19 protein-coding genes and 2 pseudogenes are annotated in these 24621 nt (G+C 70.7%); 7 read left to right on the forward strand and 14 right to left on the reverse strand.

All coding sequences use genetic code 11. The annotated features are described in order from the left end of the window. The first annotated feature begins 19 nt into the window (after nt 1-19). On the forward strand, nt 20-1366 hold the full coding sequence (locus tag ACF1B9_RS24980; RefSeq protein ID WP_391744231.1) for a 6-phospho-beta-glucosidase: 1347 nt from the start codon (nt 20-22) through the stop codon (nt 1364-1366). Here ACF1B9_RS24980 and ACF1B9_RS24985 read toward each other — a convergent pair. The 8 genes and pseudogenes from ACF1B9_RS24985 to ACF1B9_RS25020 all read right to left on the reverse strand — a co-directional run bounded on the left by ACF1B9_RS24985 (nt 1348) and on the right by ACF1B9_RS25020 (nt 13021). After that, nucleotides 1348-3372: a hypothetical protein gene (locus ACF1B9_RS24985; RefSeq protein WP_391744229.1), complete on the reverse strand. Its 2025-nt coding sequence runs from the start codon at nt 3370-3372 to the stop codon at nt 1348-1350. The two genes, ACF1B9_RS24980 and ACF1B9_RS24985, sit on opposite strands and share 19 nt — an antisense overlap. Then, nucleotides 3369-4574 carry a VWA domain-containing protein gene (locus ACF1B9_RS24990; protein WP_391744227.1) on the reverse strand — a complete coding sequence of 402 codons (1206 nt, stop codon included), beginning with the start codon at nt 4572-4574 and terminating at the stop codon, nt 3369-3371. The genes ACF1B9_RS24985 and ACF1B9_RS24990 overlap by 4 nt, the downstream gene beginning before the upstream one ends. Then, nucleotides 4571-6913, reverse strand: a complete 2343-nt coding sequence (locus ACF1B9_RS24995; protein WP_391744225.1) for a DUF5682 family protein — start codon at nt 6911-6913, stop codon at nt 4571-4573. Before ACF1B9_RS24995 ends, ACF1B9_RS24990 begins: the two co-directional genes overlap by 4 nt. Further along, nucleotides 6910-8049 carry an AAA family ATPase gene (locus ACF1B9_RS25000; protein ID WP_391744223.1) on the reverse strand — a complete coding sequence of 380 codons (1140 nt, stop codon included), beginning with the start codon at nt 8047-8049 and terminating at the stop codon, nt 6910-6912. The genes ACF1B9_RS24995 and ACF1B9_RS25000 overlap by 4 nt, the downstream gene beginning before the upstream one ends. Beyond that, nucleotides 8046-11684 carry a DUF4132 domain-containing protein gene (locus ACF1B9_RS25005; protein WP_391744221.1) on the reverse strand — a complete coding sequence of 1213 codons (3639 nt, stop codon included), beginning with the start codon at nt 11682-11684 and terminating at the stop codon, nt 8046-8048. The genes ACF1B9_RS25000 and ACF1B9_RS25005 overlap by 4 nt, the downstream gene beginning before the upstream one ends. 124 nt (nt 11685-11808) lie before the next feature. Continuing rightward, nucleotides 11809-12057: pseudogene (locus tag ACF1B9_RS25010) on the reverse strand (NAD(P)-dependent oxidoreductase); the annotation flags it as partial. Between the two features lie 68 nt (nt 12058-12125). Next, a complete protein-coding gene (locus ACF1B9_RS25015) occupies nt 12126-12569 on the reverse strand; it encodes a hypothetical protein (RefSeq protein WP_391744219.1) in 444 nt (147 codons plus the stop codon). Next, the gene (locus ACF1B9_RS25020; RefSeq protein ID WP_391744218.1) at nt 12563-13021 is read right to left on the reverse strand and encodes an ATP-binding protein; all 459 of its coding nucleotides are present in this window, start codon (nt 13019-13021) and stop codon (nt 12563-12565) included. The genes ACF1B9_RS25015 and ACF1B9_RS25020 overlap by 7 nt, the downstream gene beginning before the upstream one ends. A gap of 207 nt (nt 13022-13228) precedes the next feature. On the opposite strand from ACF1B9_RS25020, the gene ACF1B9_RS25025 reads away from it, so the two are divergent. The 3 genes from ACF1B9_RS25025 (at nt 13229) to ACF1B9_RS25035 (ending at nt 15228) form a co-directional block, all read left to right on the forward strand. After that, nucleotides 13229-14089, forward strand: coding sequence for a helix-turn-helix domain-containing protein (locus tag ACF1B9_RS25025; RefSeq protein ID WP_376208989.1), 861 nt, complete (start codon nt 13229-13231; stop codon nt 14087-14089). Further along, nucleotides 14089-14325 (forward strand): DUF397 domain-containing protein, encoded by a 237-nt coding sequence (locus ACF1B9_RS25030; protein ID WP_351072796.1) that lies wholly within the window; start codon nt 14089-14091, stop codon nt 14323-14325. Before ACF1B9_RS25025 ends, ACF1B9_RS25030 begins: the two co-directional genes overlap by 1 nt. Nucleotides 14326-14418: 93 nt before the next feature. Further along, on the forward strand, nt 14419-15228 hold the full coding sequence (locus ACF1B9_RS25035; RefSeq protein ID WP_391744215.1) for an SAM-dependent methyltransferase: 810 nt from the start codon (nt 14419-14421) through the stop codon (nt 15226-15228). Between the two features lie 80 nt (nt 15229-15308). On the opposite strand, the pseudogene ACF1B9_RS25040 reads toward ACF1B9_RS25035, so the two are convergent. Then, nucleotides 15309-15677 (reverse strand): annotated as a pseudogene (locus tag ACF1B9_RS25040) (membrane-associated oxidoreductase); the annotation flags it as partial. A gap of 80 nt (nt 15678-15757) precedes the next feature. Further along, nucleotides 15758-16174, reverse strand: coding sequence for a cupin domain-containing protein (locus ACF1B9_RS25045; protein ID WP_391744213.1), 417 nt, complete (start codon nt 16172-16174; stop codon nt 15758-15760). Between the two features lie 52 nt (nt 16175-16226). On the opposite strand from ACF1B9_RS25045, the gene ACF1B9_RS25050 reads away from it, so the two are divergent. Then, entirely contained in the window at nt 16227-17192 is a 966-nt protein-coding gene (locus ACF1B9_RS25050; RefSeq protein ID WP_391744211.1) for a GlxA family transcriptional regulator, read from the forward strand. A gap of 29 nt (nt 17193-17221) precedes the next feature. Next, a complete protein-coding gene (locus ACF1B9_RS25055) occupies nt 17222-17677 on the forward strand; it encodes a YchJ family protein (RefSeq protein WP_391744209.1) in 456 nt (151 codons plus the stop codon). A gap of 24 nt (nt 17678-17701) precedes the next feature. Here ACF1B9_RS25055 and ACF1B9_RS25060 read toward each other — a convergent pair whose 3' ends face one another. The 4 genes from ACF1B9_RS25060 to ACF1B9_RS25075 all read right to left on the reverse strand — a co-directional run bounded on the left by ACF1B9_RS25060 (nt 17702) and on the right by ACF1B9_RS25075 (nt 22688). Then, the gene (locus tag ACF1B9_RS25060; RefSeq protein WP_391744207.1) at nt 17702-19777 is read right to left on the reverse strand and encodes an MDR family MFS transporter; all 2076 of its coding nucleotides are present in this window, start codon (nt 19775-19777) and stop codon (nt 17702-17704) included. A gap of 394 nt (nt 19778-20171) precedes the next feature. Beyond that, entirely contained in the window at nt 20172-20702 is a 531-nt protein-coding gene (locus tag ACF1B9_RS25065) for a hypothetical protein (protein ID WP_391744205.1), read from the reverse strand. A 291-nt stretch (nt 20703-20993) separates the two neighbouring features. Beyond that, entirely contained in the window at nt 20994-21257 is a 264-nt protein-coding gene (locus ACF1B9_RS25070; protein ID WP_376209000.1) for a hypothetical protein, read from the reverse strand. A 216-nt stretch (nt 21258-21473) separates the two neighbouring features. Beyond that, the gene (locus tag ACF1B9_RS25075) at nt 21474-22688 is read right to left on the reverse strand and encodes a helix-turn-helix domain-containing protein (RefSeq protein ID WP_391744203.1); all 1215 of its coding nucleotides are present in this window, start codon (nt 22686-22688) and stop codon (nt 21474-21476) included. A gap of 863 nt (nt 22689-23551) precedes the next feature. Here ACF1B9_RS25075 and ACF1B9_RS25080 point away from each other — a divergent pair. Beyond that, nucleotides 23552-24484 carry a hypothetical protein gene (locus ACF1B9_RS25080; protein ID WP_391744201.1) on the forward strand — a complete coding sequence of 311 codons (933 nt, stop codon included), beginning with the start codon at nt 23552-23554 and terminating at the stop codon, nt 24482-24484. Nucleotides 24485-24621 lie beyond the last annotated feature (137 nt).

Genomic DNA, 24621 nt, shown 5'->3' on the forward strand with positions numbered 1-24621 from the left:
CCCCGTACCATGCGGAAGCGTGAAGCTGACAATTCTGGGCGGCGGCGGATTCCGGGTTCCCCTCGTGTACGGAGCACTGCTCGCCGATCACGCCGAGGGCCGCGTGTCCGCGGTCACCCTGTACGACACCGATGTGGACCGGCTCAGCGCCGTCGCCCGCGTGCTCGGCGAACAGGCCGAGAACGTGCCGGACGCCCCCGCCGTCACCGCCACCACCGAGCTCGACGAGGCACTGAGCGGCGCCGACTTCGTCTTCTCGGCGATCCGCGTCGGCGGTCTCGAAGGCCGGGCCGCCGACGAACGGGTCGCTCTCGACGCAGGTGTGCTCGGCCAGGAGACGGTCGGGGCGGGCGGCATCGCGTACGGGCTGCGCACCGTACCCGTCGCCGTCGACCTCGCACAGCGCATCGCCCGTCTCGCCCCGCGGGCCTGGGTCATCAACTTCACCAATCCGGCCGGCCTGGTCACCGAGGCCATGTCCCGCCACCTGGGCGACCGGGTGATCGGCATCTGCGACTCCCCGGTGGGCCTCGGCCGCCGTATCGCCGGAGTGCTGGGCGCCGACCCCGACCGCGCCCGGATCGACTACGTCGGCCTCAACCACCTGGGCTGGGTCCGTGCACTGCACGTCGACGGCCGGGACGAACTCCCCCGCCTGCTGGCGGACCCGGCCCTGCTCAGCTCCTTCGAGGAAGGCCGGCTCTTCGGAGCCGACTGGCTGCGGTCGCTCGGCGCCATCCCCAACGAGTACCTGCACTACTACTACTTCAACCGGGAGGCCGTACGCGCCTACCAGGAGGCCGAGCAGACCCGTGGCGCCTTCCTCCGCGAGCAGCAGGAGGGTTTCTACACCCGGATGAAGGACCCGGCCGCGCCCGCCCTGCAGTCCTGGGACCGCACTCGCGCCGAACGCGAAGCCACCTACATGTCGGAGAACCGGGAGGTCGCCGGGGTCGGCGAGCGGGACGAGAGCGATCTGGAATCCGGTGGCTACGAGAAGGTGGCGCTCGCCCTCATGCGGGCCGTGGCCCGGAACGAACGGACCTCGCTCATCCTCAACGTCCGTAACCGCACGACGCTTTCCGTGCTCGACGCGGACGCCGTCATCGAGGTGCCGTGCCTGGTCGACGCCAACGGCGCCCGACCTGTTGCCGTCGACCCCCTTCCGTACCATGCCGTCGCACTGGTGACCGCGGTCAAGGCCGTCGAACGCGCGGTGCTGGACGCGGCGGAAAGCGGCTCGCGCGCCACCGCCGTGAAGGCGTTCGCGCTCCACCCGCTGGTCGACTCCGTGGCGTTGGCCGAACGTCTCCTCGACGGGTACCTGAAGGTGCATCCCGGCCTCGCCTATCTCAACCGGGCCTGAGTGCCGTTTGCGAAGCCGGGCCGGGAGGACCGCACTTCGCTGCTGACCAGGAGGTGGAGCTGGGCGTCCAGCCAGGCGCCGGAAGGGGCGGCGAGGTCCTCCCCGCCCACCGCGGCTTTGCCGTCCAGGGTGTCGAGGAAGACGCGCAACAACGTTGCCGCACGGGTCAGACCGGTGCGTGAGAGTGCCGTCGCCGCCTCGTCGATACGGGAGCGGGCAGGGGCCGACAGATGGCGCAGCCCGGAGTGCGGCACGGCCGACATGGCGGACATCGCCTCGTCCAGCACCGTGGACAGCGGATCGGACGGGCGGCGCACCGCCGCCGTCAGGGCCGCCGAACCGTCACCGGCGGCGAGATCGGGCACGACCACTCCGGCCGGGGTGAGCACCGCCACCGGGTCGATCCCGATCCCACCGCCAAAGCGGTGCACCGCACCACTGACATGCGTGGCGCCGCCCTCCAGCGCATCGGCCAGGGCGTCCAACGCCCCGGGGCACTCCGGCCGGTACCGCGACGTCACCAACGCAGAGGTTCCCGAGGCGTCGCGCACGACGGCTTCGAGGCGCTGCTCGGCGGGGTCGTAACCGACGCTCTCCACCGCCGACAGCGCGACGACACGGACCGACTCCGCCTCGACCCGCGGGCGGATCAATCGGGGCGGCCTTCCCTCCCAGTCCGCGGTCAGCGCGGACAGGTCCCGCACGAGCAACGGTTCGGGCAGCTCCGCCCAGGCGGCACCGACCGGGGTGATGGTCGTCGTGCCGAGCCGGCCGCGGGAAATCGTCAGCGCGCGGCTCGCCGTGCGTCGCACGCTCTCGCTCACCAGGCTTCCGGCGGCCAGCGAAGCCAGCGACGTGGCGAGCACGCGTCGCGTGGACAACCGGTGGCCGCTCAGTTCCTGGCCCTCGACCGCCGTCCAGGCCTTGCGGAGGACGAGGACGGTGCCCGCGCCGGGATGGGCGAAATACACCTCGGAGACGAGGGACTGCGGCGTGCCGTGCACACGGCAGCCGAGCGAGACGAGCCGGACCCGGCGCAACGGGGTGTCGCCGGCCTCGCGGGTGCCCAGCACGCCGGGGAGCGCGGCGGCCCGCCGCCGGGCATGCACTTCGGTGAGCAGGGCGGCGACCAGCTCCGGGCGGTAGTGGGCGTTGCGGTCGGCGTACGCCGTGAGCTGGTCGGTCAACTCGGCGAACGTGCCCGCCGGCCAGTGCATCGACGCGGCGGCCAGGCGGGCACCGGCCCGTGCCAGGGACCCGCCGAGGACGGGGCCGACATGGGCCACGCCCTCCGCCAGCAGCTCGTCCGCCAGCTCGACGGCCGCGTCGAGTGCGGGTCCGGCCGTCGGCGGTGTCGTGGTGCGCCCGCCGACCTGGACGGGGACGGAGCTCCCGTCACTGCCCGCCGCGTCGGCAGAGCGGAACGCCCAGACAGCGAGCGCCACCGCCTCGCCGCGCAGCGCGGCGGCCGCGTCCGTCAGCGCGTACGCGATCTCGTCGGGGACCGGGAAGCGCACCGTGCAGGTGGGGAGTTCGACCCGGGGTTCGGGGTGCTCCGGGGACGGACGGTGCACCAGGGCGGCGTAACCCCGCTCGAAGGTACGGCGGGCCGAGGCGAGCGGACGCGCACCCACGGCATCCGCGAGGGCCACGTCGTCGGCGGCGCCCGGCGACCAGTCGGTGAAGGGAGCGGCACCGGCCGACGCGACCCCGTCGCCGCGCTGATAGGCCAGCACCAGGGCGATGAGATGGCGGCACACGCCCGGTGCGGCACAAGTGCAGTCGCCGTCGTCCAGACCGGTTCCGGGCGGCAGCGAGGTGGTGGTGCCGTCGTCGAAGCGGGCCCGCACCGTGGCGTCCGGGTCCGTGGTGAGAGCGGGCACCGTGCCCGCGTCCAATTCCTTCGTGGCTCGCTTGACGAGTCCCCGGTTGGCCAGTGCCGCGAGCGTGTCCGGGGTCAGGGCGAGCAGATCGGGGCGGGTGACGCCGCCCGGCGTCCCGGTCATCGGCCCAGCCTCTCGGCGACGAACTCGGCGAGGTGACCCGGTGTCATCGCCCCGATGTGCGCCCCGGCCGCGGCGAGCCGTCCGGCCAGCTGACGGTCGTAGTCGGGGTTGGCGTCCTCGTCGAGCGCGGCCAGCCCCAGCACGGTGCTGCCCTGCTCCACCAGGGCCCGCACCGTGCGCAACAGCCGGTAGGGGTCACCGCCCTCGTAGAAGTCGGTGACCAGCGCGACGATCGTGCGCCGCGGATTCTCCACCAGGCCCGCGCCGTACTCCACGGCCCGCGCGATGTCGGTGCCGCCGCCCAGTTGCACCCGCATCAGCAGCTCCACCGGGTCGGCCACATCGGAGGTCAGGTCCACCACCTGGGTGTCGAAGGCGATCAGGTGCGTCTTGAGACCGGGCAGGCCCCACAGACACGCGGCGGTCACCGCGGAGTGGATGACCGATCCGGCCATCGAACCCGACTGGTCGACCAGCAGGATCAACTGCCACTGCGTCACATGACGTTGCGTACGGGAGTGGAAGTGGGCGCGCTCGATGAGAAGACGTCGTTCGGCCGGCTGGTAATGGGCGAGGTTGGCCCGTACGGTCTGCCGGAAGTCGAAGTCCCTCGCCACCGCCACCCTGCTGGGCCTGCGGGAGCGGGTGCCGTGGAAGGCACGGCGGATCTCCGGCCGGAGTTTGGCCAGGAGCTGTCTCACCACCGACTCGACGATGCGCCGGGCCAGCCGCAGCACCTGCGGGTTCATCAGGTGCTTGGTGCGCAGCACGGCTCGCAGCAATGTCGGGCTGGGCTCGACCCGTTCCAGTACGGCGGGGTCGGTCACGATCTCCTGGATGCCGTACCGCTCGACGGCGTCCCGCTCCAGGCGCTCGACGGTCTCCCTCGGGAAGAGCCGGTGGACGTCGTCGAGCCAGTCGACCGCGGTCACGGGGGACGGGCCGTCACCACCGGTGCGCGGGGCGGTACCGGAGCGGCGCACGCCGCGTCGGGCGAGGTCGGGGTCGCGGCCGTAGAGCCAGTCGAGTGCGGCGTCCCGGCCCGCGTTGCCCGGCCCCAGCGGTCCGGTGTGCCGTTCGGCGGCGGAGCCGAGGACCAGCCGCCAGCGCTCCAGCCCCTCGTCGGGAGCGGCTTCGGCCGCGGTCTCGCGGACCTTCCCGGGCACGGGCGCCGGGTCGGGCAGGTGTTCGGGCAGGGTCATGGGGTGGCTCCCAGGTCATAACGGGCCAGCAGCCGCGACACGGACTCCTCCAGATCGCGGGCACGGGCGATCAGCAGCGGGTCCGCGGCGGTCCGCAGCAGGGAACGCGAGGAGCCACGCACCCCGCGCCGTTCCAACAGCCGACCGGCGATCCGTTCGCGTTCGCTCGGCGGGAAGAACGCGAAGGCCTGACGCAGCGCGGGCAGACCCGACAGGAACGCGTCGTCGGGCAGCGCACACACCAGGGTGTCCAGCACATCGATCAGCGACTCCGCGCCACCGTGCCCGCGCCCGTCTCCCACGGTGCCCGTCACCTCGTCGCGGGCGAGCGCGAACAGCCCGGCCAGCCAGTCGCCGAGCGCATCCGCGCCGGTCTTCGCCACCGGACGCACCGCCTCGGCCGGATCCCCGGAGGTGCCCGGGTCGCGCGTCAGGGCCCGGTGCAGTCCGAACGCGGCCCCGCGCAGATCGATCGGCGCCTCGGGGTCGCCGCTGATCCGCCACGCGATCGCGCACACCGTCTCCGGCGGGACGGAGAGCACCCGAGGCGCGTGCAGCACCGCGTCCCGCGCCGCGACCACGGCCCGCAGACGAGGGAAGTCCACGCCCTGCCCACCGCGCGCACCCTCCAGAAGCCACAGCAGTCGTGTCGTCGCCCCGTCGATCACCGCGGCGAGCAGCGGGCCGTGCGCCACCCCGAACACCCGGTCGTGCCGCCACAGCCCCAGGGCTGTGGAGAGGATCTCCCCGAGTGCGCCGACGCTCTTCAACCCGCCCACCCGGGAGGCGAGTTCTCCGAGGAGCTGCTCGCAGTGCCCGTCCGTCCCGCACAGCACGGCGTCGAACAGTGCCCGCGCCAGGTCATCGGCCTCGGCCGTGGCGTCCCGGGTCCGCTCGGCGAGCGCGGCCGCCGCGGCCTGCGCCAGGGTCGCGCCGTACGCCCCCGCCTCCACCAGTGCCGCCTCGCGTCCCGGGGCGGACTGCGACTCCCATCGTTCGGTGAAGACCGGATCGATTCCGTGCCGGGGGCCCGACCTCCTCACGTGACCGGGAACCCCCAGCACCCGCAGCCGGTGCAGCACCCGGCTGCGCTCCAGCTCGGCGGCATCGGTGAGTTCGAGACGGTACGAGGTCCCTGGACCACCGTCCAGCGCCTGCCCGGCAAGCTGAGCCGCCACGTCGTGAACCAACGGTGGCGCGGGGGTGCCGGGGTCGAGGCGCCCGGTACGGTCGCCGCTGCAGGCGGCCACCATCTCGACCACGGCGGGATGGCCTCCGCCCGGCAGTACGCCCCGGCTCGTCCACGGGAGCGGGTGGTCCAGGTCGTCCGTGATCAGCGCGCCCGCGAGACCGTCCAGCACATCGATCCTGGCGGGACGCGAGTGGCCGCGCAGCGCCGTGAGTCCCTGCGCCAGGCTCCGTGCGGCGATCAGATCGGCGGTGGACACCGGGAACCCACGCGCCCGCAGCCGTTCGACGACCGTGCGCAGCAGACCGTCCGCCGCGGCCTCGGGGCCCGCTTCCCACACCTCCTGGTAGTAGCCCGGCGACGGCATCCCCGACTGGTAGCCGGCAAAGGCGTCCAGCTGCCGGAAGGAGTACGGCACGAGAAAACTCCCCGCCAGGGCCCCGACCGGTGGGGCGGGCACCTCCGGCCACCCGTCGGCACCCCGCCCCCAGCCGTCGCCCGCCTCGCCACCGGACGCTATGAGCGCACGGAGCGCGGGCTGGTGGAAACCGCCGGTCACCACCAGCACCGGCCGGTCCCCGGCCGCGGCGACCGCCGTCCGCACCCACGCCGCCATGTACGTTTCGCGTGCCCGGTCGCCCGCGTCGGCCTCCGCGTCGCCGCGCACCAGAGCGAAGTAGGCGTCGAGCCGTTCCGCGAGACCGTTGTCGGGCTCGACCTCGAACAGCCGGTCCCAGAGCGCGTCGGAGGAATCCACCGAGAAATGCCGGCACAGCCGTTCCGTCGCCTCCGCGTAGCGGACCTCCGCGTCGGCATAGCGGTTGGTGCGCTCGGCGAACGCCGGATGCCAGGCGGGCAGATCGATGAAACGGACCTCGGCACCGACAGCCCGCCCCGCCCGCAGGGCGACCCACTCCGGCGAGTAGTCGCAGAGCGGTGCCCAGGATGTCGCGGCCCGTTCTGCGTCGCGGTAGTGGCTGAACACCGCGACCGGCAGTTCGTGGCCGAGCAGCAGCTCGTCCAGCCGTGCGTTCATATCGGCCGGACCCTCGATCAGCACGTGGGCCGGCCGGAGCTCCTCGACGCTCCGCTCGACGAGCCGTGCACAGGCGGGGGAGTGGTGACGCACCCCCAGGAGCACCGCCGTCATCTGTCGGCCAGCAGATGGCGTGCGTCGTACAGGGCCTGCCATGCCGGACCCCGACGACGCGGCACTTGCTGCTCCAGATAGCGGCGCAGCCGGGCCAGGTCCTCCGGGCTGTCCTTCGCCGCCGTCCCTGCCAGACAGGCCACGACATCGGCTGCACTGCCCGGCTCACCCCGCAGGAACCAGCCGCGCACACCCACGGCATGGGCGACCGAGACCGCCTCCGCGGTGCTCATCACCGCCGAAGGAACGCCCGATCCGCCACCTGGCCCGCCCTTCTCACCGGCCCCCGCCCGGAGCTCCCGGAACGTACCGACCAGGACCTCCAGCACATCCCGGTCCGGCGGCGGTTCCACCCCCGATCGTCGCAGCAGGGTCGTCACCTCCGCCTCGACGAGCGCCAGTTCGGCGTCCAGGTCGGGGATCGGGAACACCGTCTCGAAATTGAACCGCCGCTTGAGCGCCGCGCTCATCTCGTTGACTCCCCGGTCGCGGGTGTTGGCCGTGGCTATGACGTTGAAGCCCTGCCGTGCGAAGACCATGCCGTCCGGTCCGGTGAGCTCGGGGATGGCCACCACCCGTTCGGAGAGCAGCGACAGCAGCGAGTCCTGCACCTCCAGCGGACAGCGGGTGATCTCCTCGAACCGTACGAGCCTGCCCTCGGCCATGCCACGCAGCATCGGCGCCGGAACCAGCGACCGGGTGGAGGGCCCCTCGGCGACCAGCAGCGCGTAGTTCCAGCCGTACTTGATCTGGTCCTCGGTGGTGGCCGCACCGCCCTGCACCGTCAGCGTCGAGTCGCCGCTGACGGCGGCCGCGATCAGTTCGGAAAGCAGCGACTTGGCGGTGCCCGGCTCCCCGACCAGCATCAGCCCACGGCTCGTCGCCAGCGTCACCAGCGCCCGGTCCACCAGCGAGGGGTTGCCGACGAACTTCCGGCTGACCCCCGCCTCCGCGTCGCCGATGACGAAACGGCGGGCCGCGCGCAGGCTCAGCTCCCAGCCCGGCGGTCGCGGATCGCGGTCGTCGGACCGCAGCGCGGCCAGCTCCTCGGCGTACCGCACCTCGGCCGGTGGCCGCTGCACCGCGGCCGGGCCGTCGTCCGGCGTCTCGGCACGTGTTTCGTTCCGTACGGTCATGAGGCGACGCCCTCGGTGAGTTCCTCCAGGTCGGCGAGGAGCTCGGACACGGTCACGGCGTCCAGATCGGTGAATCGGTGCGAGTGGGTGTGGCGGGCCCAGTGATCATTGGGCCGGTTGTCGAGCCAGACCGTTTCGAGGAGCTGGTCGGGGAACATGTCGACCACCCCGACCGCGATGCCTTCGTGCAGCGCGATCACCAGATAGCAGTCGTCGGCCAGCCGCTTGGAGATCCAGCGTTCCACTCCGGCGTCCTGCGGTACTCCGCGCTCCCAGCCGCGCCGCTGCAGCCCGAGGACCTTTCCGGTCGGCACCTTGAGCCCCTCGAACCGGGTGAGCCGGTACCCCGCGCCCTCCTCCTCGGGCAGCTCGTACACGGCGCGCCCGAGCTGCGCGAACGGCTGCAGTATCTCGTAGTCGGCGAACACCTCCGACCAGACGGTCAGTTCATCCCCGAGATCAAGCGGGTGCGCGAGCCGCACCGTCGCGTCGTCGGCCAGGGCGAAGGCATCGTCCTGTGCGTCGGCGAACGTACGGTCCTCGGCGACCCGGAACGCGGTGCGCACACCGTCGTCGGCCTCGCTGAGCCACACCAGCCGGCGCACCAGATGCCACAGCAGCGGATGACCGACAAACAACTCCTGGAACTCCTGGGCCGTCCAGGGGCGCCCGGAGACCATCGCGGCCTCCAGCCTGCGCACCTGGTCGGAGGCGATCGTCCGGACGTCCTTCTTGAGCGCCATGAACCGCTTGCGCTCGGCCGGGGCGAGTTCCGCGTCGTCCCGGGCGCCCGGCTGCGGCACGTCCTTGCGACGCTTGCCGTCACCGTCCAGCACATAGGGCCGCAATTGCTCGTCGAAGCCGACCGTGAACGAACGGGTGCCGTAGTCGAGGACCGTCGAACCGTTCTCGTCGAGACCGAGGTCCGGCACCAGGCGGTCGGAGAGCTGTTCTCCGGTCAGCCCCAGCCCCGCGGCCACCTCGGCGATCTTCTCCTGGGCCCGTGCCTTCAGCGCCTTGAACTTCACCCGCTGCGAGATGCCGTGCAGATGCAGGAGAGCGACATCGGTGCCGATGGACGCCAGCACATCGAGTCCCTCCACGGCCCGATGATGCGCGCCTTCACCGGGCCAGGACCGGATCACGGGGGTGAGCCGGCGGACCGTCCCGTCATCGCCCAGCAGTCCCAGCGCGTGCAGCGCCCACGACTCCTTCGCGGGCAGACCGGCCAGCTGCCACTGCTCGAACAGGGCCCAGGCGAATCCGGCGAGCGAGGCGGCATCGGCCGTCTCCACGAGTCGGGCGACCCCCGGGTACACCTCCCCGGGCTTCGACAGCGCCAGCATCGTCAGGACATGGCGCACCGACTGCACCGGCAGCGCACCGCCGGACCGGACCATGATCTGGGGCAGCACGGCGGGCTCCGCCCAGCCCGGCAGCACCGGCATCCTGGCCGGCAGCCCCCGCTCCAGCGGGTCCACGGACAGCAACACCTCCACCGCGGCCTCCGTCGGGGCTCCGTACACCCGCGCGGCATCGCGCACCACGGTGTCGCCGTGCACCGTGGCGATCAGCGTCAGTGCCTGCTCGGCGGCGCGCCGCGCGGCGCCCTTCCTGCCCACGGCGTCCGGCACCAGGAGCGGCGCGGCCGCGACGCCGTGCCGGGTGAACCAGGAACGAGCCGTCGTCGCCGTGGACTTGAGCCGTACCGCCCAGTCCGCCATGTGCCGGGCGACCTGCACGTCGACGAACGGGAGCAGCAGCGGGGCGAGCGCGCTGGGCTGCCGCGGCACGGCGCGCAACAGCAGCGGCAAGGCGGCGAGGCCGAACCGTGCGGCGACCGGCTTGAGGGTGTCCAGGCCCTCCCACAGGTCGGTCGGATCCCAGGCGGGCAGGAGCGGCGCGACCACCTCCTCGGGCCCGTGGACGAAGACCCGGGCCGACCGCAGATCACCCATGCTCACTTCGTGGCGCAGGGCCGCGGTGTCCTTCTCCCAGTCGTCGTGGGCGTGTTCGGTCGTGAACCAGGTGGAGGTGGCCGCCCACGCGGCCCGCTCCTCGGGCAGCCACTCCAGCGAGGGCTCGGACACGACGGCCGGACCTGTCACGACCATTTCCTTCACCGTGGCGCGGGGCCGGGACCACGGCGGCGCCGTCAGCACGGTGGGCAGGGCGTCCACGGGCGCGTCGGCGATCAGATCCTCCGGGTTGAGCAGAGGCTCGATGATCTCCACGACTTCGGCGCTCAGGCCCCCGAGTGCGAGCGCGACCAGTTCGTGGTGGGCGCCGATGTGACCGCGGAGCAGTTGCAGCGTCCGGTCGGACGAGGTGGTCGAAGCGCCGTGCAGCTCGGCGGCCAGGAGCCGCGCCGCACGCACCGGGTAGCGGCGCATGGCGTCGAGGAGAGCGGGACGGACATGCTTCGAGTCCGCATGGGCCAGCAGGCCGAGGAACGCCTCGTCGGTGGGAAGCTCCACCAGGGAGTTGGCGGCGAGCTTCACCCTGTCGGAGTAGTAGTGATGGCCGTCGAGGGATTCGGCCAGCGGGGTGGCGACGGCCGGTCCGATGCCCTCGGCGACCGTCGCGATGAACGCGACGCCGTCGGTGAAGTCCGGCCGGTGGGGGAACCGCTCCATCTGGGCGGCCGAGTTCAGAGAGCTGAACACCATGGCGCGCAGGGTGTGGTCCCGTTCCGCACCCACTCCGGGATCCGCGCAGAGGTCCTCGACCCAGTCGGTCTCACTCGGTACCAGATAGGAGACGACGATCTTGCGCAGGGCATCGGTGCGGCATCCGGCCAGCACCTCGACCGTCTGCCGGTACGTCTCTTCGTCGGCCGCGGCGAGCAGCGCACGGACCCGGTCCATCGGCGGTCGCCGATCCCTCGCCCAGTACGTGTAGCGCGGCCCCGTGAGGGTCTCCAGCCTGGGCTCGCTCCGCCGACCGCCGATCTGCTGCCAGTTGGCGTCGACCGAGAACATCTCGACCGCGGCCCGCGCGGCGAACGGCAGACCGTAGCGCTCGGCCCAGTGGTCCGCCCACGCGGAGTCGGGCACGGGAAGCCCGACGATCGCGGCGAGAGTGGCCGCTCCCACCGGTGAGGGGCTGCCGGCGACATGCGACCGCAGATGGTCGGCCAGCCCGGCATCCGAACGTGGCGCGTCCACGAACTCCTGGATCCAGGCAGCCTCTTCGGCGATCCTGGCCTCGACCAGGTCGAGCGTCTTCCGTGGCGCCTTGCCGGGCGCCCGGATCACGCCGCCGCGCCGGGGGTGGAGCGTGCGCCGCCAGTTGGCGGGGAGCACGAAGGTGTCCTCGTCGGGCAGGACAAGTGCCTCGGCCTCGGGCGCCGCCGAAGGGCCCGCTTCCGGCGTCGCGCCCGGCGCGGCCCCGGCCGATGCGACAGCCTCTCCGGCGCCCGCGGCCCCCGCCCCCACCTCGCGGTACCCCTTCTTCTCCTTCTCCGCGATCGTCTTGCGGACCTGTGCCGCCGCGGCCTCGGTCGACGCGTACTCCTTCGTCTGCGTACGCCCGTCGCTCCCGCACCGCCCGTAGCGCACCGTCACCACGACGCCCTCGGCCTCGGTCTCCCAGAACTTCGACGCACTGCCCTCGACGTACTCCCAGCGGCGCACGGTCCCGCCCCCTTCACACCCGGACAGCCCGCGCTGCGGCGGGCTTTTCGATCAGTGGTGCCACAGTAGAACGGACCACTGACAACGCAGCGTGACCAGGATGTCCGGAGAAGGAAACAGCAGGTCAGTCGCTGTGCGAGAGCTCGTCCCTGCGCACGGGGCGAGCGAGGGGCAGCCCCGGGACCAGCCGTTCCACCTCGTCCACCGCCGCGCTCCCGAGGCGTTCCAGTTCATTGCCGAGCGAGCCCGCCGGATGCGGTGTCAGGAAGACGCCCGGCAGGTCGAGCAGCAGACTGTCCGGCGGCGAGGGTTCCGGATCGGTGACGTCGAGTACGGCGCCGATCCGGCCGGCCGCCACCGCGTCCGTCAACGCCGACGTGTGGTGAGAGGGGCAGGAAGCGGGGATTCCTGAGGGAAATTCCGCCCCCTCACCCGCTCACGTCAGGGAGCGGAGACGGCGCGCGCGTCGCCGGACGGTGCCCACGACGGCGCTACACCAGTTACCTGACATACCATCAGGAAGAGCGGGATGGGCGGAGTGTACGGCGTGCGGCTGTCGGGCTGGTGGATGAGCCGTGGCCGTACGGCAGGAACGAAGGCCCCCTTCGCGTAGGCGACCTGCGCGGGCCAGTCCAGATCGAGATCGGAACCCGCCGGCACGATCCACCACCAGCGCTCGGCGTCCGCGAAGACACAACCGGTACGTGGCAGATGAGACATCAGGCGGAAGCCGTACCGGGCCGGTACTCCCACCGCGTCACAGCCCAGACTCGCCGACAGCGTGGGCGGCAGCGGCAACCGCACCGTGCCCGCCGCGCCGACGGGCGGCCGGGGCTCACGGGTGCGTTGCGCGCCGAGCAGATGGGACATCGCGTTCTTCAGCATGACCGCTCCGAGCCGTGCGGCAGTTCCGCCCAGACGATGCGGCCCGAGCCGTTGCCCGCGTCGCGGGAGCCCCAGGAACTGCTCATCGCGTCGACGAGCAGCAGGCCGCGTCCGTGCTCGTCGTCCGAGGTGCGGCAGAGCCGCGGTCCGCCGGGCTGGTGTCCCTGGTCCTGCACCGCTATGCGCAGCCGTCTGTCGAGGCAGTGCAGTTCGCACACGACGCGAGCGCTCACGGTGTGCACCACCGCGTTGGTGACCAGTTCCGAGACGATCAGGATGGCCGCCTCGTGCGTGTCCTCGTTCAGCCGCCACTCGTCGAGCCGGGCTCGTGTCAGCCGCCGTGCACCGGCCACCGATTCGGGGTGCGCCGGCAGCGCGAAGCAGTACCGGAGCGCTTCCGTCCCGGGGCTGAGATCCATGTACCGGGGGATAAGCGCACTGCCAGGTGCCACAACCGATTCCTCACAGTGGGGGCTGCGTCACAATCCGCGATCTCACGCGAATGAGCACGGTCGTGACTAAGTGAACTGGTTCACTCACCAACTCTCCCCCTGTCGAGAACACTTGGCAAGGGGCACTCTGAAAATTTCAGAGTGGCTGTGTCTTGGGAGCCCCGCGCATGGCACACTGCTGGCAAACAGCGCATCGGGAGGTCTGAAGTGAGCGAACCGCGGTCCGCCCCGACCGTGGGTCAGGTCGTTCTCGGCAAGCGCCTGCAGGATCTGCGGGAGCGGGTCGGCCTGAGCCGTGACCAGGCTGCGAAGGTGCTGCGGGTCGCACCTGCGACGATACGCAGGATGGAGACCGCCGAGGTCGCTCTCAAGATCCCCTATGTACAGCTGTTGCTGAAGGCGTACGGGATCGCAGACGACGAGGCCGACGCGTTCGTGGAGCTCGCCGAGGAGGCGAACAAGCCGGGCTGGTGGCAGCGCTACCACGATGTGCTGCCCGACTGGTTCAGCATGTACGTCAGCCTGGAGGGCGCCGCCAGCCTCCTGCGCATGTACGAGCCGCACTTCGTCCCCGGTCTGCTGCAGACCGAGGACTACGCGCGCTCGGTGATGCGCACCGGAGCCGTGGGCCAGACCAGGCCCGAGGACATTGAGCGCCATGTGGCGCTGCGGATGCAGCGCCAGTCCCTGCTCTCCCGGCCGGACGCCCCGAAGCTCTGGGTGGTGATGGACGAGACGGTGCTGCGCCGCCCGGTCGGCAGCGTCGACGCCATGCGGGGGCAGATCGACCGGCTGCTGGAAGCGACCGAGATGCCGCATGTGACGCTGCAGGTCGCGGAATTCTCGACCGGACACCACCCGGGAACCTACGGACCCTTCGTCCTCTTCCGTTTCGGCGTCCCCGAACTCCCCGACATGGTTTACAGCGAGTACCTGACCGGTGCCGTCTACTTCGACGCGCGCCCCGAGGTGGCCTCCTACCTCGAAGTCATGGACCGCATGGCGGCTCAGGCCGCAACTGCACAACGCACGAAGGAAATCCTCCGGGACTTCCGCAAGGAGCTGTGATGGATCCCATATACAACGGCATGCCGGCCGCCGAACTCGGCTCCGAGGGCTGGTACAAGCCGTGGAGCGGCGGGAACGGAGGCAATTGCGTCGAAGCCATGAAGCTGTCCGACGGGAGAGTCGCCGTACGCCAGTCCGCGGATCCCGACGGCCCCGCCCTGATCTATTCCCACGGTGAGATCGCCGCCTTCATCCAAGGTGCCAAGTCCGGCCAGGCGGATTTCCTCCTCACCTGATTCCACGGCCTTCTCGCCGGATCCGCCTTTCCGGAGCCCGTCCCCGTCCCACACTGTTGTTGTTCGCCGACCTATGGACCCATGGAGCGTGCTATGACCGGGCAGGATCCCCGAGCCGTCGAGATCGACACCAGCAAGCCGCATCCCGCCCGGATGTACGACTGGTTCCTCGGCGGCAAGGACAACTACCCGGTCGACGAACAGATGGCCCGGCAGTTGCTGGCCGTTGATGCCAGGGGGCGCGACATGGCCCGGGTCAACCGGGCCTTCATGCACCGGGCCACCCGGTGGCTGGCCGAGAACGGGGTCCGTCAGTTCCTCGACATCGGCACCGGCATACCCACCGAGCCGAACCTCCATCAGATCGCCCAGCGGACCGCCCCCGAATCACGCGTCGTCTACTGCGACAACGACCCGATCGTTCTCGCGCACGCGGCGGCCCTGCTGCGCTCCACCCCCCAGGGCGCCACGGAGTACATCCAGGCCGACGCCCGCAAACCCGAGGTCATCCTGGAAGAGGCCGGCACGGTCCTCGACTTCGACAAGCCGATCGCACTGTCGCTGCTGGCCCTGCTGCACTTCCTGGGTGACGAGGACGGCGCCGCCGAACTCGTCGACCGACTGGTCGAACGGCTCCCCTCCGGCAGCTATCTGGTGCTCTCGCACACCACCGGGGACTTCGATCCCGAGGGCGCGGCGCAGGCATCCGCCATGTACAAGGCGCGCGGGATGACGCTACGGCTGCGTTCCCACGCCGAAGTCACCACATTCTTCGACGGACTCGAACTCGTCGAGCCGGGTGTCGCGCTCTCCGCGGACTGGCACCCGGAGCTCGGCGAGGTCATCGAGGTGCCGGGCGACGAGCCGATCCCGGGCTACGCGGGCGTCGCCCGCAAGCCCTGACCACCCGCGCCGGCCCGTGATCTGCGACCGACCGGTCGGCGTCGACCGGTCGCCGACGGCCGACCCTCCTGCGCCGGCCGTCACTCACGGCTGACCGACCGAGTGATGCCGGCGGCGATCGTCGTGGCGAGCAGCCACCCGGCCCGATCAGTAGGTACGACAGCCACTGGTACCAGCCCTGCGGGTTGAACGCCTTCTCCTGCCCGAAGTCGGTGATCGGCAGCAGCAGATCCAGGGTGTGGAACAACGCGCTGAACGGCGGGGCCTCGTCGGCCTTCAACGGCGGTGGACGGTGCACCTGCCGGGGCACGCGAGGGTGGGGGGTATCGGTGCGTGCGCTGCTTGGCGAGCTGCACGGTCCGTGCCGCGTCGTCGTCACCGATCCGCCGGTACGCTGCCGTCAGCTGCTCGTAGGCGGACGGATCGTATCCGACGCGGCGTTCGGCAGGGGTCAGCTCGGTGATCTCCATCGCCGGGACTCCGACCTGCGGTCCGTCGTTGTGTCAACCCCGCTGGCCCAGCGGCGTGTTCAGCTTCCCAGTGCGTGTCCCGTCGTCGCGTCCACGTGCTCGGGGACCTCGTCGTGCCGGTCACCCACCGACGGTGTACCGGAAGGCTCGAAGAACAGCACCGAGGCATCGCCGGTGGCGGACGGCTTGTGCCACGTCCCGCGCGGCACGACGAACACGGCGCCGGGGGTGAGGGTGACCGAACGTTCCCCGTCCGACTCGCGCAGCCGGATGTCCAGGGTGCCGTCGAGGACCAGGAAGAACTCGTCGGTGTCCTCGTGGACGTGCCACACGTGCTCCCCGCGGACCTTCGAGATCCGCACGTCGTAGTCGTTGACGCGGGTCACGATCCGGGGGCTCCACAGCGCCTCGAACGTCTTCAGCGCATCGCTCAGCAGAATCGGGCCGGGCGCGGTCTTGGTCGTCTGATCACTCATGATCCCCATCCTCGGCCTTGGCTCCCGTCCCGGCGAGTGCTAGGAATCGCACATGGCGAAAGAATCCTCGCACCGGGTCGCAATGATCGTCTCCGCGGGCTCCAACCCCTTCGAGATGGGCGTGGCCACCGAACTCTTCGGGCTGCGCCGCCCCGAACTTCCGGTGCCCTGGTACGAGTTCGAGCTCTGCGCCGAGACCCCGACCGTGCGCATGCACCACGGTTTCTTCCAGCTCTCCGGCGTCGCCGGGCTCGATGCCGTCGACCGGGCCGACACCGTCGTCGTGCCGAACCGCCCCGACCCGGAGACCGAACCCGATCCGGCCGTCCTCGACGCGATCAGGCGCGCACACGCCCGCGGAGCCAGACTGGTCAGCTTCTGCACGGGGACGTTCACACTGGCCGCGGCGGGGGTGCTGGACGGCCGGCGGGTCACCACCCACTGGCGCTGGGCCGACGCCTTCACCGCCCGCCATCCGCAGGTCCACCTCGACCCCGATGTGCTGTTCGTCGACGACGGCCGGGTGATCACCGCGGCCGGCAGCGCCGCCGCCCTCGACACCGGCCTCCACATCATCCGCTCCGACCACGGCGCCGAGATCGCAGCCGCCGTGAGCCGCCGTCTGGTCTTCGCCGCCCACCGCGACGGCGGCCAGCGCCAGTTCGTCGAGCACCCCCTGCCCGACGTCCCCGACACCTCGCTCGGCCCGCTCCTGGCCTGGGCCGAGGAGCACCTCGGCACCGGACTCACCGTGACCGGCCTCGCCGCCCGCGCCGCCGTCAGCCCGGCTACCCTGCACCGCCGTTTCCGCGCCCAGCTCGGCACGACCCCGCACGGCTGGCTGACCGAACGCCGGATCACCCTCGCCTGCCGGCTGATGGAGCGCGGCGAGGAACGCCTCGACGTGGTCGCCCGTGCCAGCGGGCTGGGTACGGCGACGAACCTGCGGACCCAGCTACGCCGCCGTACCGGACTGACCCCCGGCGAGTACCGTCGCCGCTTCACCCCGACCCGCTGAGCCTCCGGTCCCCGGGTGACAATGGAGGCATGTCACGACGCACCGGACGACCGGGACGGCCCACGCCCACCACCGCCGGCGCACGGAAGTCCGCGTTCCCCGCGGACTCGCCGTGCCCCTGCGGCCTGCCCGCCGTGTACGGAGACTGTTGCGGTCGCCTGCACGCCGGGACCGCCGCCGCACCGACCTGTGAGGCACTCATGCGCTCCCGGTACGCCGCGTTCGTCGTCCGGGACGAGGCGTACCTGCTGCGCACCTGGCACCCGGACACCCGGCCGCCGGCCGTCGACTTCGACCCCGGGATGCGATGGGTGCGCCTGGAGATCCTGGAAACGACGGACGGCAGCCCGTTCCACACGACCGGTACGGTCACCTTCCGCGCGCACTACATGGACCGCGGGCGGCCGGACTCCCTCCACGAGAAGAGCCGTTTCGTGCGTTCCGGGGGCGCCTGGGTGTACTCGACGGCGGACTTCGCCGGCTGAACCGGCAGGCCGGTGACGGGTCCTTCACAGAGCGGCCCCGACCCGGGCCTTCTCCGGCGAGAGCTCCTGCGTCAGATCCTCCGCCAGCAGCCGTTTGGCGATCACGTCCACCGCGGCCCGCAGTTGCCGGTCGTCGGGGCGTGACCCGTGCTCGTCCAGGCGTTCGTTGAGCCACCGCGCCCACGCGACACCGATCGCCGCGGCCTCCCGGCTCCCGGCGGCCGTATGCGTGAACAGGTGGCCGTCGCCGGTGAGGTAGCCCTCCTCGATCATCCGGTCGAAGACCGGGACCAGCACCTCCGGCGGTACCCGGTGCCGGGTCGCGATCAGGCCGAGTCCCGCGTGACCGACCATCCGGGTGAACAGCTCGACCTGCATCACCGCCCAGGCCCCCGCCATGTCCAGCCGGGTGTCGGACTCCGCGACGATCCGCCGTGCCGTGTCCGGACCCGCGCCGCGAAGGATCTTGGCCACGGAGAATTCCAGGAGCCGGGCCGAGTCGCCCGCGCCGGGCTGGGCGAAGCCCTCGCCCATGTCCGTCGAGCCGACCCGCGCGGTGTCCCGCAGCTTCACCTCCTTCAGGAAGAGCGCCACGACGAACCCCAGGACCGCGACCGGCACCGTCCACAGGAACACGGTGTGCAGTGTGTCGGCATACGCCTGGGCCAGCGGCGCGGACTGCGCGGCGGGCAGACGGTGCAGCCCCTGCGGGCTCTGAGCGGCCTTCGCCAGCACCGCGGGGTCGCCGCCCGCCCGAGCCGCCGCGGCGATGCCGTCGGTCAGATTCGGTTTCAGCGCGTTGGCGTAGATCGTGCCGAAGACCGCGGTGCCGAAGGAACTGCCGAGCGTACGGAAGAACGTCACGCCCGACGTCGCCGTACCCAGGTCCGAGTAATCGACCGTGTTCTGCACGGCGATGGTCAGCACCTGCATGGACAGCCCGATACCGACGCCGAGCACCAGCATGTAGAGCGATTCCAGCCAGACCCCGCTGTCCGGGCCCATCCGGGAGAGCAGATACAGCCCGACCGCCATGACCAGCGAGCCCACGATGGGGAAGATCCGGTACCGGCCCGTCTTGGAGACCACGTTGCCGCTGAAGACCGAGGCGACGAGCAGCCCGACGACCATCGGCAGCGTCCGTACCCCCGACAGGGTCGCCGAGTCGCCGTCCACGTACTGCAGATACGTCGGCAGGAAGGTCATCGCGCCGAGCATCGCGAATCCCACGACGAAGCTCAGGATCGAGCAGACGGTGAACACCGGGTTCCGGAACAGCCGCATCGGCAGCATCGGTTCCTTCGCCCGGAACTCCACCAGGCAGAAGAGCGCCAGCGCCACGACGCCGCCCGCGAAGAGAGCGATGATGACGGGCGAGCCCCACGCGTACGCGTTGCCGCCCCAGCTGGTCGCCAGGATCAGCGCGCTCGCGCCGACCGTGACCAGGGCGATGCCCAGATAGTCGATCACGGGCCGCCCCACGGCCCTCACCGACGGAATCGTGCGGGCGGCGGCGATGACCACGACGATCGCGATCGGCACATTGACGTAGAACGCCCAGCGCCAGCTGAGATGATCGGTGAAGAGCCCGCCGAGCAGCGGCCCGACCACCGTCGACACCCCGAAGACGGCACCCAGCGCACCCTGGTACTTGCCGCGCTCGCGCAACGGGATCACATCGGCGATCAGTGCCATCGAGGTGACCATCAGCCCGCCGGCGCCGATGCCCTGCAGTCCTCGCCAGACGATCAGCAACGTCATATCGGTCGCGAGGCCGCACAGGAAGGAGCCGGTGATGAAGATGATGGCGGACAGCTGAAAGATGATCTTCCGGCCGAACAGATCGCCGAACTTGCCCACCAGGACCGTCGCCACCGTCTCGGCGAGCAGATAGGCCGTGACGACCCAGGACATGTGGGCGGCGCCGCCCAGATCCGAGACGATCGTCGGCAGTGCGGTGCCGACGATCGTCTGGTCCAGAGCGGCCAGCAGAAGCCCCAGCACGATCGTCGCGAAGACGATGTTCCGGCGGCGCGGATCGAGTACGGACGGCGCGGCGGCACTCTGCGCGGCGGGGGCTGTCTCGCTGGCAGTGGTCACGCTTGCACCCTCACACCGGGCCCCGTCCGCCGCATGTGGGGGACGGCCGGACGTGTCGTCAGGCCGACAGATCCCGCAGGGACGCCTTCAGTAGCGGCGGCCACGAGCCTCGTAGGAGAGGTCGGTGACGAAGAGGACGGACGGGCGAGAGCCGGCGGGCATGGTGTGCTCCCCAGGAGTGTGTCGGCGGACGGTGGTTCGACGATCTGGACGGCGTCGCCCGCCGACGACCAGGGGCGGTCGGACAGTCCGCCCCGCACGAGTCGACCGCGTCGTGCGCGCCGCCACTGCCCGGGATTCTCCGGCACCGACGCGGCGGATCACCGTCCGGGCCCTCGACCCGGACGCGACGGCGGCACGTGCGGTCGGTGCGGGTCTCCGGCCGGAGCGACAGTCAGCCGATGCGCCGGCAGATATCGTCCGTGGATCCGTGGACCATGCGCAGAGTCTTGTATCCGGTGGGGCTGATGGCAAGGCTGTAGACCCCGTCGATGCGGTACTGGCCGCGCGCCAGATTGCCGTTGTGCTCGCCGACACCGGCGAGCACCGGGCCGATCACGTGCCAGAGCTGCGAACCGTCGGTCGAGATCTCGACAAGCGCGCTGCCACCGGCGTCGACGTCGTAGAAGGCACCAGTGTCGGTGTTGGTGACCCGGACGACGAGATCACCCTTGTACACGACCTCCTTCGTCGTTCCGTCCGCATGGGTCGCCAGCACCTTCTGCACGACCTTGTCGACGATCGGTTCGCTGTGGATGGGGAAGTCACATCGAGCACCGGCCGGCTGGTCGAACGGCGGGGTGGGGGCCGGCACCCAGTCCGTCCTTCCGGGTGCCGTGGTCACGGCGGACGCGGGCGCGGCGGCCGACAGCGCCGCGGCGAGTGACATGGCGACCGTGAGTGAGGAGAAGGTGGTCCGTCGCATGGATGCTCCCTGCGGGGGCTCGCGGAAGATGCTGCGGCCGACGTGCCCCCGTGGGCCGGCCGCACTCTCACCCGGCTGATCATGCCCTGGCCGAGCGCGGTCGTATAAGGGGTGCGTGCGGCCGGAGTTGCCGGAGTTGCCGGAGGTGCGGACAGGGCCGCGCCCGGAACCCGCGCGGGAGCGATCAGCGGATGTGGCGCCCGGAGATCGCCCGCGCGATCACCAGCCGCTGGATCTCGCTCGCCGCATCGACCCTTCGCAAGGCATGCGTGCGGTGGTGGGCGAGGCGTGTCACCAGGAGCTGCCGGGACGCACCGGCAGCCGTGGGTGGTGGGCGGCGAGGATCTTGTTCGCGCGTGCCAGCTCGGAGAGTGCCTGCTCGCGGTCGGCCTGGTCCTCGGCGCAGAGCCGTGGGCCACGGAACCTGCGCACCTCGCGCGCGGCGCATTCGGCGTCGAACTCCGCCTGCAGGATGTGCGGCGGGATGCAGGATCCGATCAGCGCGGCGACCCGGTCCGGGATCGGCACGGGGACGAGGAGGTGTGAGGCGGTCATGAGGGGTGCCCTCTCGGATGGTTGGCCAGGAGGTGGTTCTCGGTGTGGCCACCGGGTGGGCGGCCGACTCCTCCATGTGTACGGGACGCAGTTCCGGGTTTCTTGTTGAGAACGTCTCCGTGTGGCAACCGTTTGAGAGTGATCGGGTATTTCCCCTTACTCGTAAGTAAGTTGACCCATCGCCACGTACGTGCTGCGCGATCCGGACGAGAGTCCCTAGAGGGACACGTCGGTGCCGCGTTCGCGCAGCTGGAGTGCCCGTAGTACGGCCTCGGTCGAGAACCGGCTTTCCGGATCGACCAGTTGTGCACCGAAGATGGTCTCCAGATTACGCATCCGGTACCGGACGGTCTGAGGATGCACATCCAGCAGCTCGCCCATGTGGGCCGCGGTCCCCCTGGTTTCGAGCCAGACGCGGAGCGTTTCGATCAGCCGCTCGCGCCGGTTGACGCTGATCCCCGCGATCGGAGCCAGTTCGCGCCGGGCGAGTTGATCGAGGAGGGCGGTGTCGGAGAGGAGCCACAGCGTGATGAGGTGGTCCTCGCACAGTACGAGCGGCGCGTCCGCGATGATCCCGGCGTCGACGAGTTCGAGGACCCGGCGGGCCCAGCGGATCGAGTCCGAGGCGAGTGCTGTGGGGACGGTCAGGCCGATGGCGACCCGGGTGCCGAGGAGGGCGCGCTCAAGCATCTGTCTTCGCGCCTCGTCGAGCGGCCCCGGGACGAGTAAGTGGGGCTGCGGATCACTGAGGTCGAGCAGGACGTCGCGGTCCAGGCCGGCCCGGTCGAGCCCGGCCGGGGCTCGGGCGGCGACCAGGGTCACCTGTTCCGGCAGCGTCCAGCCGGCGTGCTCGCAGAGCTCGGCGATGGCGGTCCGGGGCACCGGCCGCCCGGCGAGGACCAGATGCAGCAGACGGCGGCGCATGGCCTCGCTCTGCTCGCCGGACTGCGACTGTACCTCCAGGAAACCCTCGCGGGAGAGCGACTCCAGTTCGTCGATGTACGCGAACAGCGCGTCGGCGAAACTGAGCATCAGCGTGGGGGAGAAGCTGTAGCTCCGGCCGACCTTCTTGGCCCGGCGCAGCGCCACCCGGGCGCCGAGCCGATAGGCCCCCTGCAGCGTCTCCATGCTTCGCCCCTCATAGGCCTCGAACCGCCCGAAACGACGGCACATGTCGTCGCGAAGGGTGGTGGGGGTGGAGGGTTCGGCGACCAGATCGACGAACGACGCGAGGCTCTGTTCCACGCCGACACGAATGGCCTGACCATTCGGGCCGTTGAGCAGACGCGCGTATTCCGGATAGGCCCGGGTGACCTCGACGCCGATTTCCTTGATCAGGCTCGGCAGTTCGGGCCGCATGATTGCGGCGAATTCCTGGGGGAGCGGGCCCAGGGGGTCTCCGGTGTCCGACGGCTGTACACGTTCTGGCATGACTGTCCCCTTGCTTTCCGGCGCCCGGTGGGGGTGAGGCGGTGGGGGGAAAGCGCTCCCATCAACCGGCAGGTGCGTACCAAGTTCGCGATGAAGATAGACCAAGTCGGCTGCTGTGCCCACTACTTGTGCAAGATCGGAGTGCAAGGGGCACGTATCTCGGCCGCATTGTGGGGCTTCCGTGCAGGTGGGGCGGCAATGCTCACTTCCGGACAACGTATTTCGGCCGCTTGTTTCTCGACGACAAAAAAACCGACGTCGGTGAAGCGGCGCGGTGGGCCGGCGGGAGCGGGGCGGTCGACGACGTCCTGCTGTGGGCAGACGCCTCCGGGGTGGTCTCCTGACGCGGTCCCGCCTGCGTGCAGGCCGCGCCGGCGCGCCGGACCGGCAGGGGTCTCGCCGTGCCCAGTGGCGCGTTCATCGCGTTCGGGCGCCCGCCGCCGACCGGGACGGCCCTTGGTGCTGGAGGGGTCCCGCACCCCGCGAGCCCAGCCGTCGCGCCTTCACATGCGCATCCGTTGACAAGCCTTCAGGCTCCGTCTGCTCATTTCTGGATCAAAAATCGGCTGTCGCAAAAGATCTTAACCGGCAGGATTGTGTCGCCGTGTTTCTCGCAAGTAACATCACGGCTCGGCCAATTAAGGCATGCAATTCGCCGGTAAATGACTGCTCGGTCTCCGGGCTCCGGATCCACCCGCGACGCACTACTGAAACCGGGCCCTCGGCGTTCACCTGACGTGGCCGTGCCCAGAAAGTCCCGCACACAACGCATGCAGTCACTCTTGGCGCCGATACCGCCTGCGTTGAAACCGGCCAACTCCATGTACGACGCCGTCCAGGGGCGGCAGTCAAGAGGGGACGACATGAGAATCGCTTCGACCGGAGCGCGCGTGGGGCTGCTGTCAGCCTGTACCGCGTTCGTCGCTGTGCTGTCCACCGGAACGGCCACCGCGGCCACTCAACTGAACGGGCACTGGGCGCCGTTCAACCGGTGCCCGGTGGACGCGCCCGCCATGCTGGCGGCCGACGGCATGACGAACATCGCGACCTGCATCTCCTCGCATTCGGCCGGCGGGTCGATCAAGCTCGGTAATACGCAGGTGCCGACCGGCAACACCGACCTCCAGCTCGGAGTGATCCAGCACAGCGACGGCACCACGTCGCTGGTCGCCCCTGCGGAGGGTGCGCTCGTGGCCGACTCCGCGGACCTCCCGGGTGGCCTGCTCGGTCTCATGTGCCCGAGCGGTATCCCGGTCGTCTCGGGAATCTGCAACCAGATCACCAACAGCACCCTCAACAAGGTGACCGCGACGATCGAACCGGCTGGTGCCCCGCGGGACTTCAACATGGCGGCGAGCTTCGGCACCGGCCAGCCGATCCTGTCGATTCCTGTCCGTATCCACCTGCGGAACCCGTTCCTCGGCGACAAGTGTTACATCGGAACCGCCTCGAACCCGATTGTGCTGAAGCCCCAGAACAACGCCGTTCCCTCTCTCTCGCTGCAGCAGTTCGACGGCAATGGGACGCCCAATGACTCGGGCGAGATGGGGCGCTACACCTTCGGCGGCGCCGATCAGGGGGACTCCACCTACGCGGTCCCGGGAGCCAGCGGCTGCGGCGCCGGCCTGCTGGACTGGGCGGTCAATCTGAAGACCGGTCTTCCCTCGGCCTCGGGCAAGAACAACGTGGTCCTGAATCAAGCCTCCACATACTTCGCGAGCCCCTACGACCCTGCGGGTCTGGCCCCGAACGAAGGCAAGGCCTTTTCGCAGTACTGGCACTCCGCCGTCCGGTAGGAGAAGGCGCATTGCCACAGACTTCCGGTCGTCCTGGCGAACGACCCGGCGGCGGCACAACGGGGCGTGGTGACGGCCGGCCGGGACGATTGCCCTGAAGGGCCCGACGGCGGTTGGGCGTCCGTACGCCCAACCGT

Origin of the sequence: Streptomyces sp. NPDC014727 (assembly GCF_043083485.1) — a bacterium.
In the GTDB taxonomy this organism is placed as follows: Bacteria; Actinomycetota; Actinomycetes; order Streptomycetales; family Streptomycetaceae; genus Streptomyces.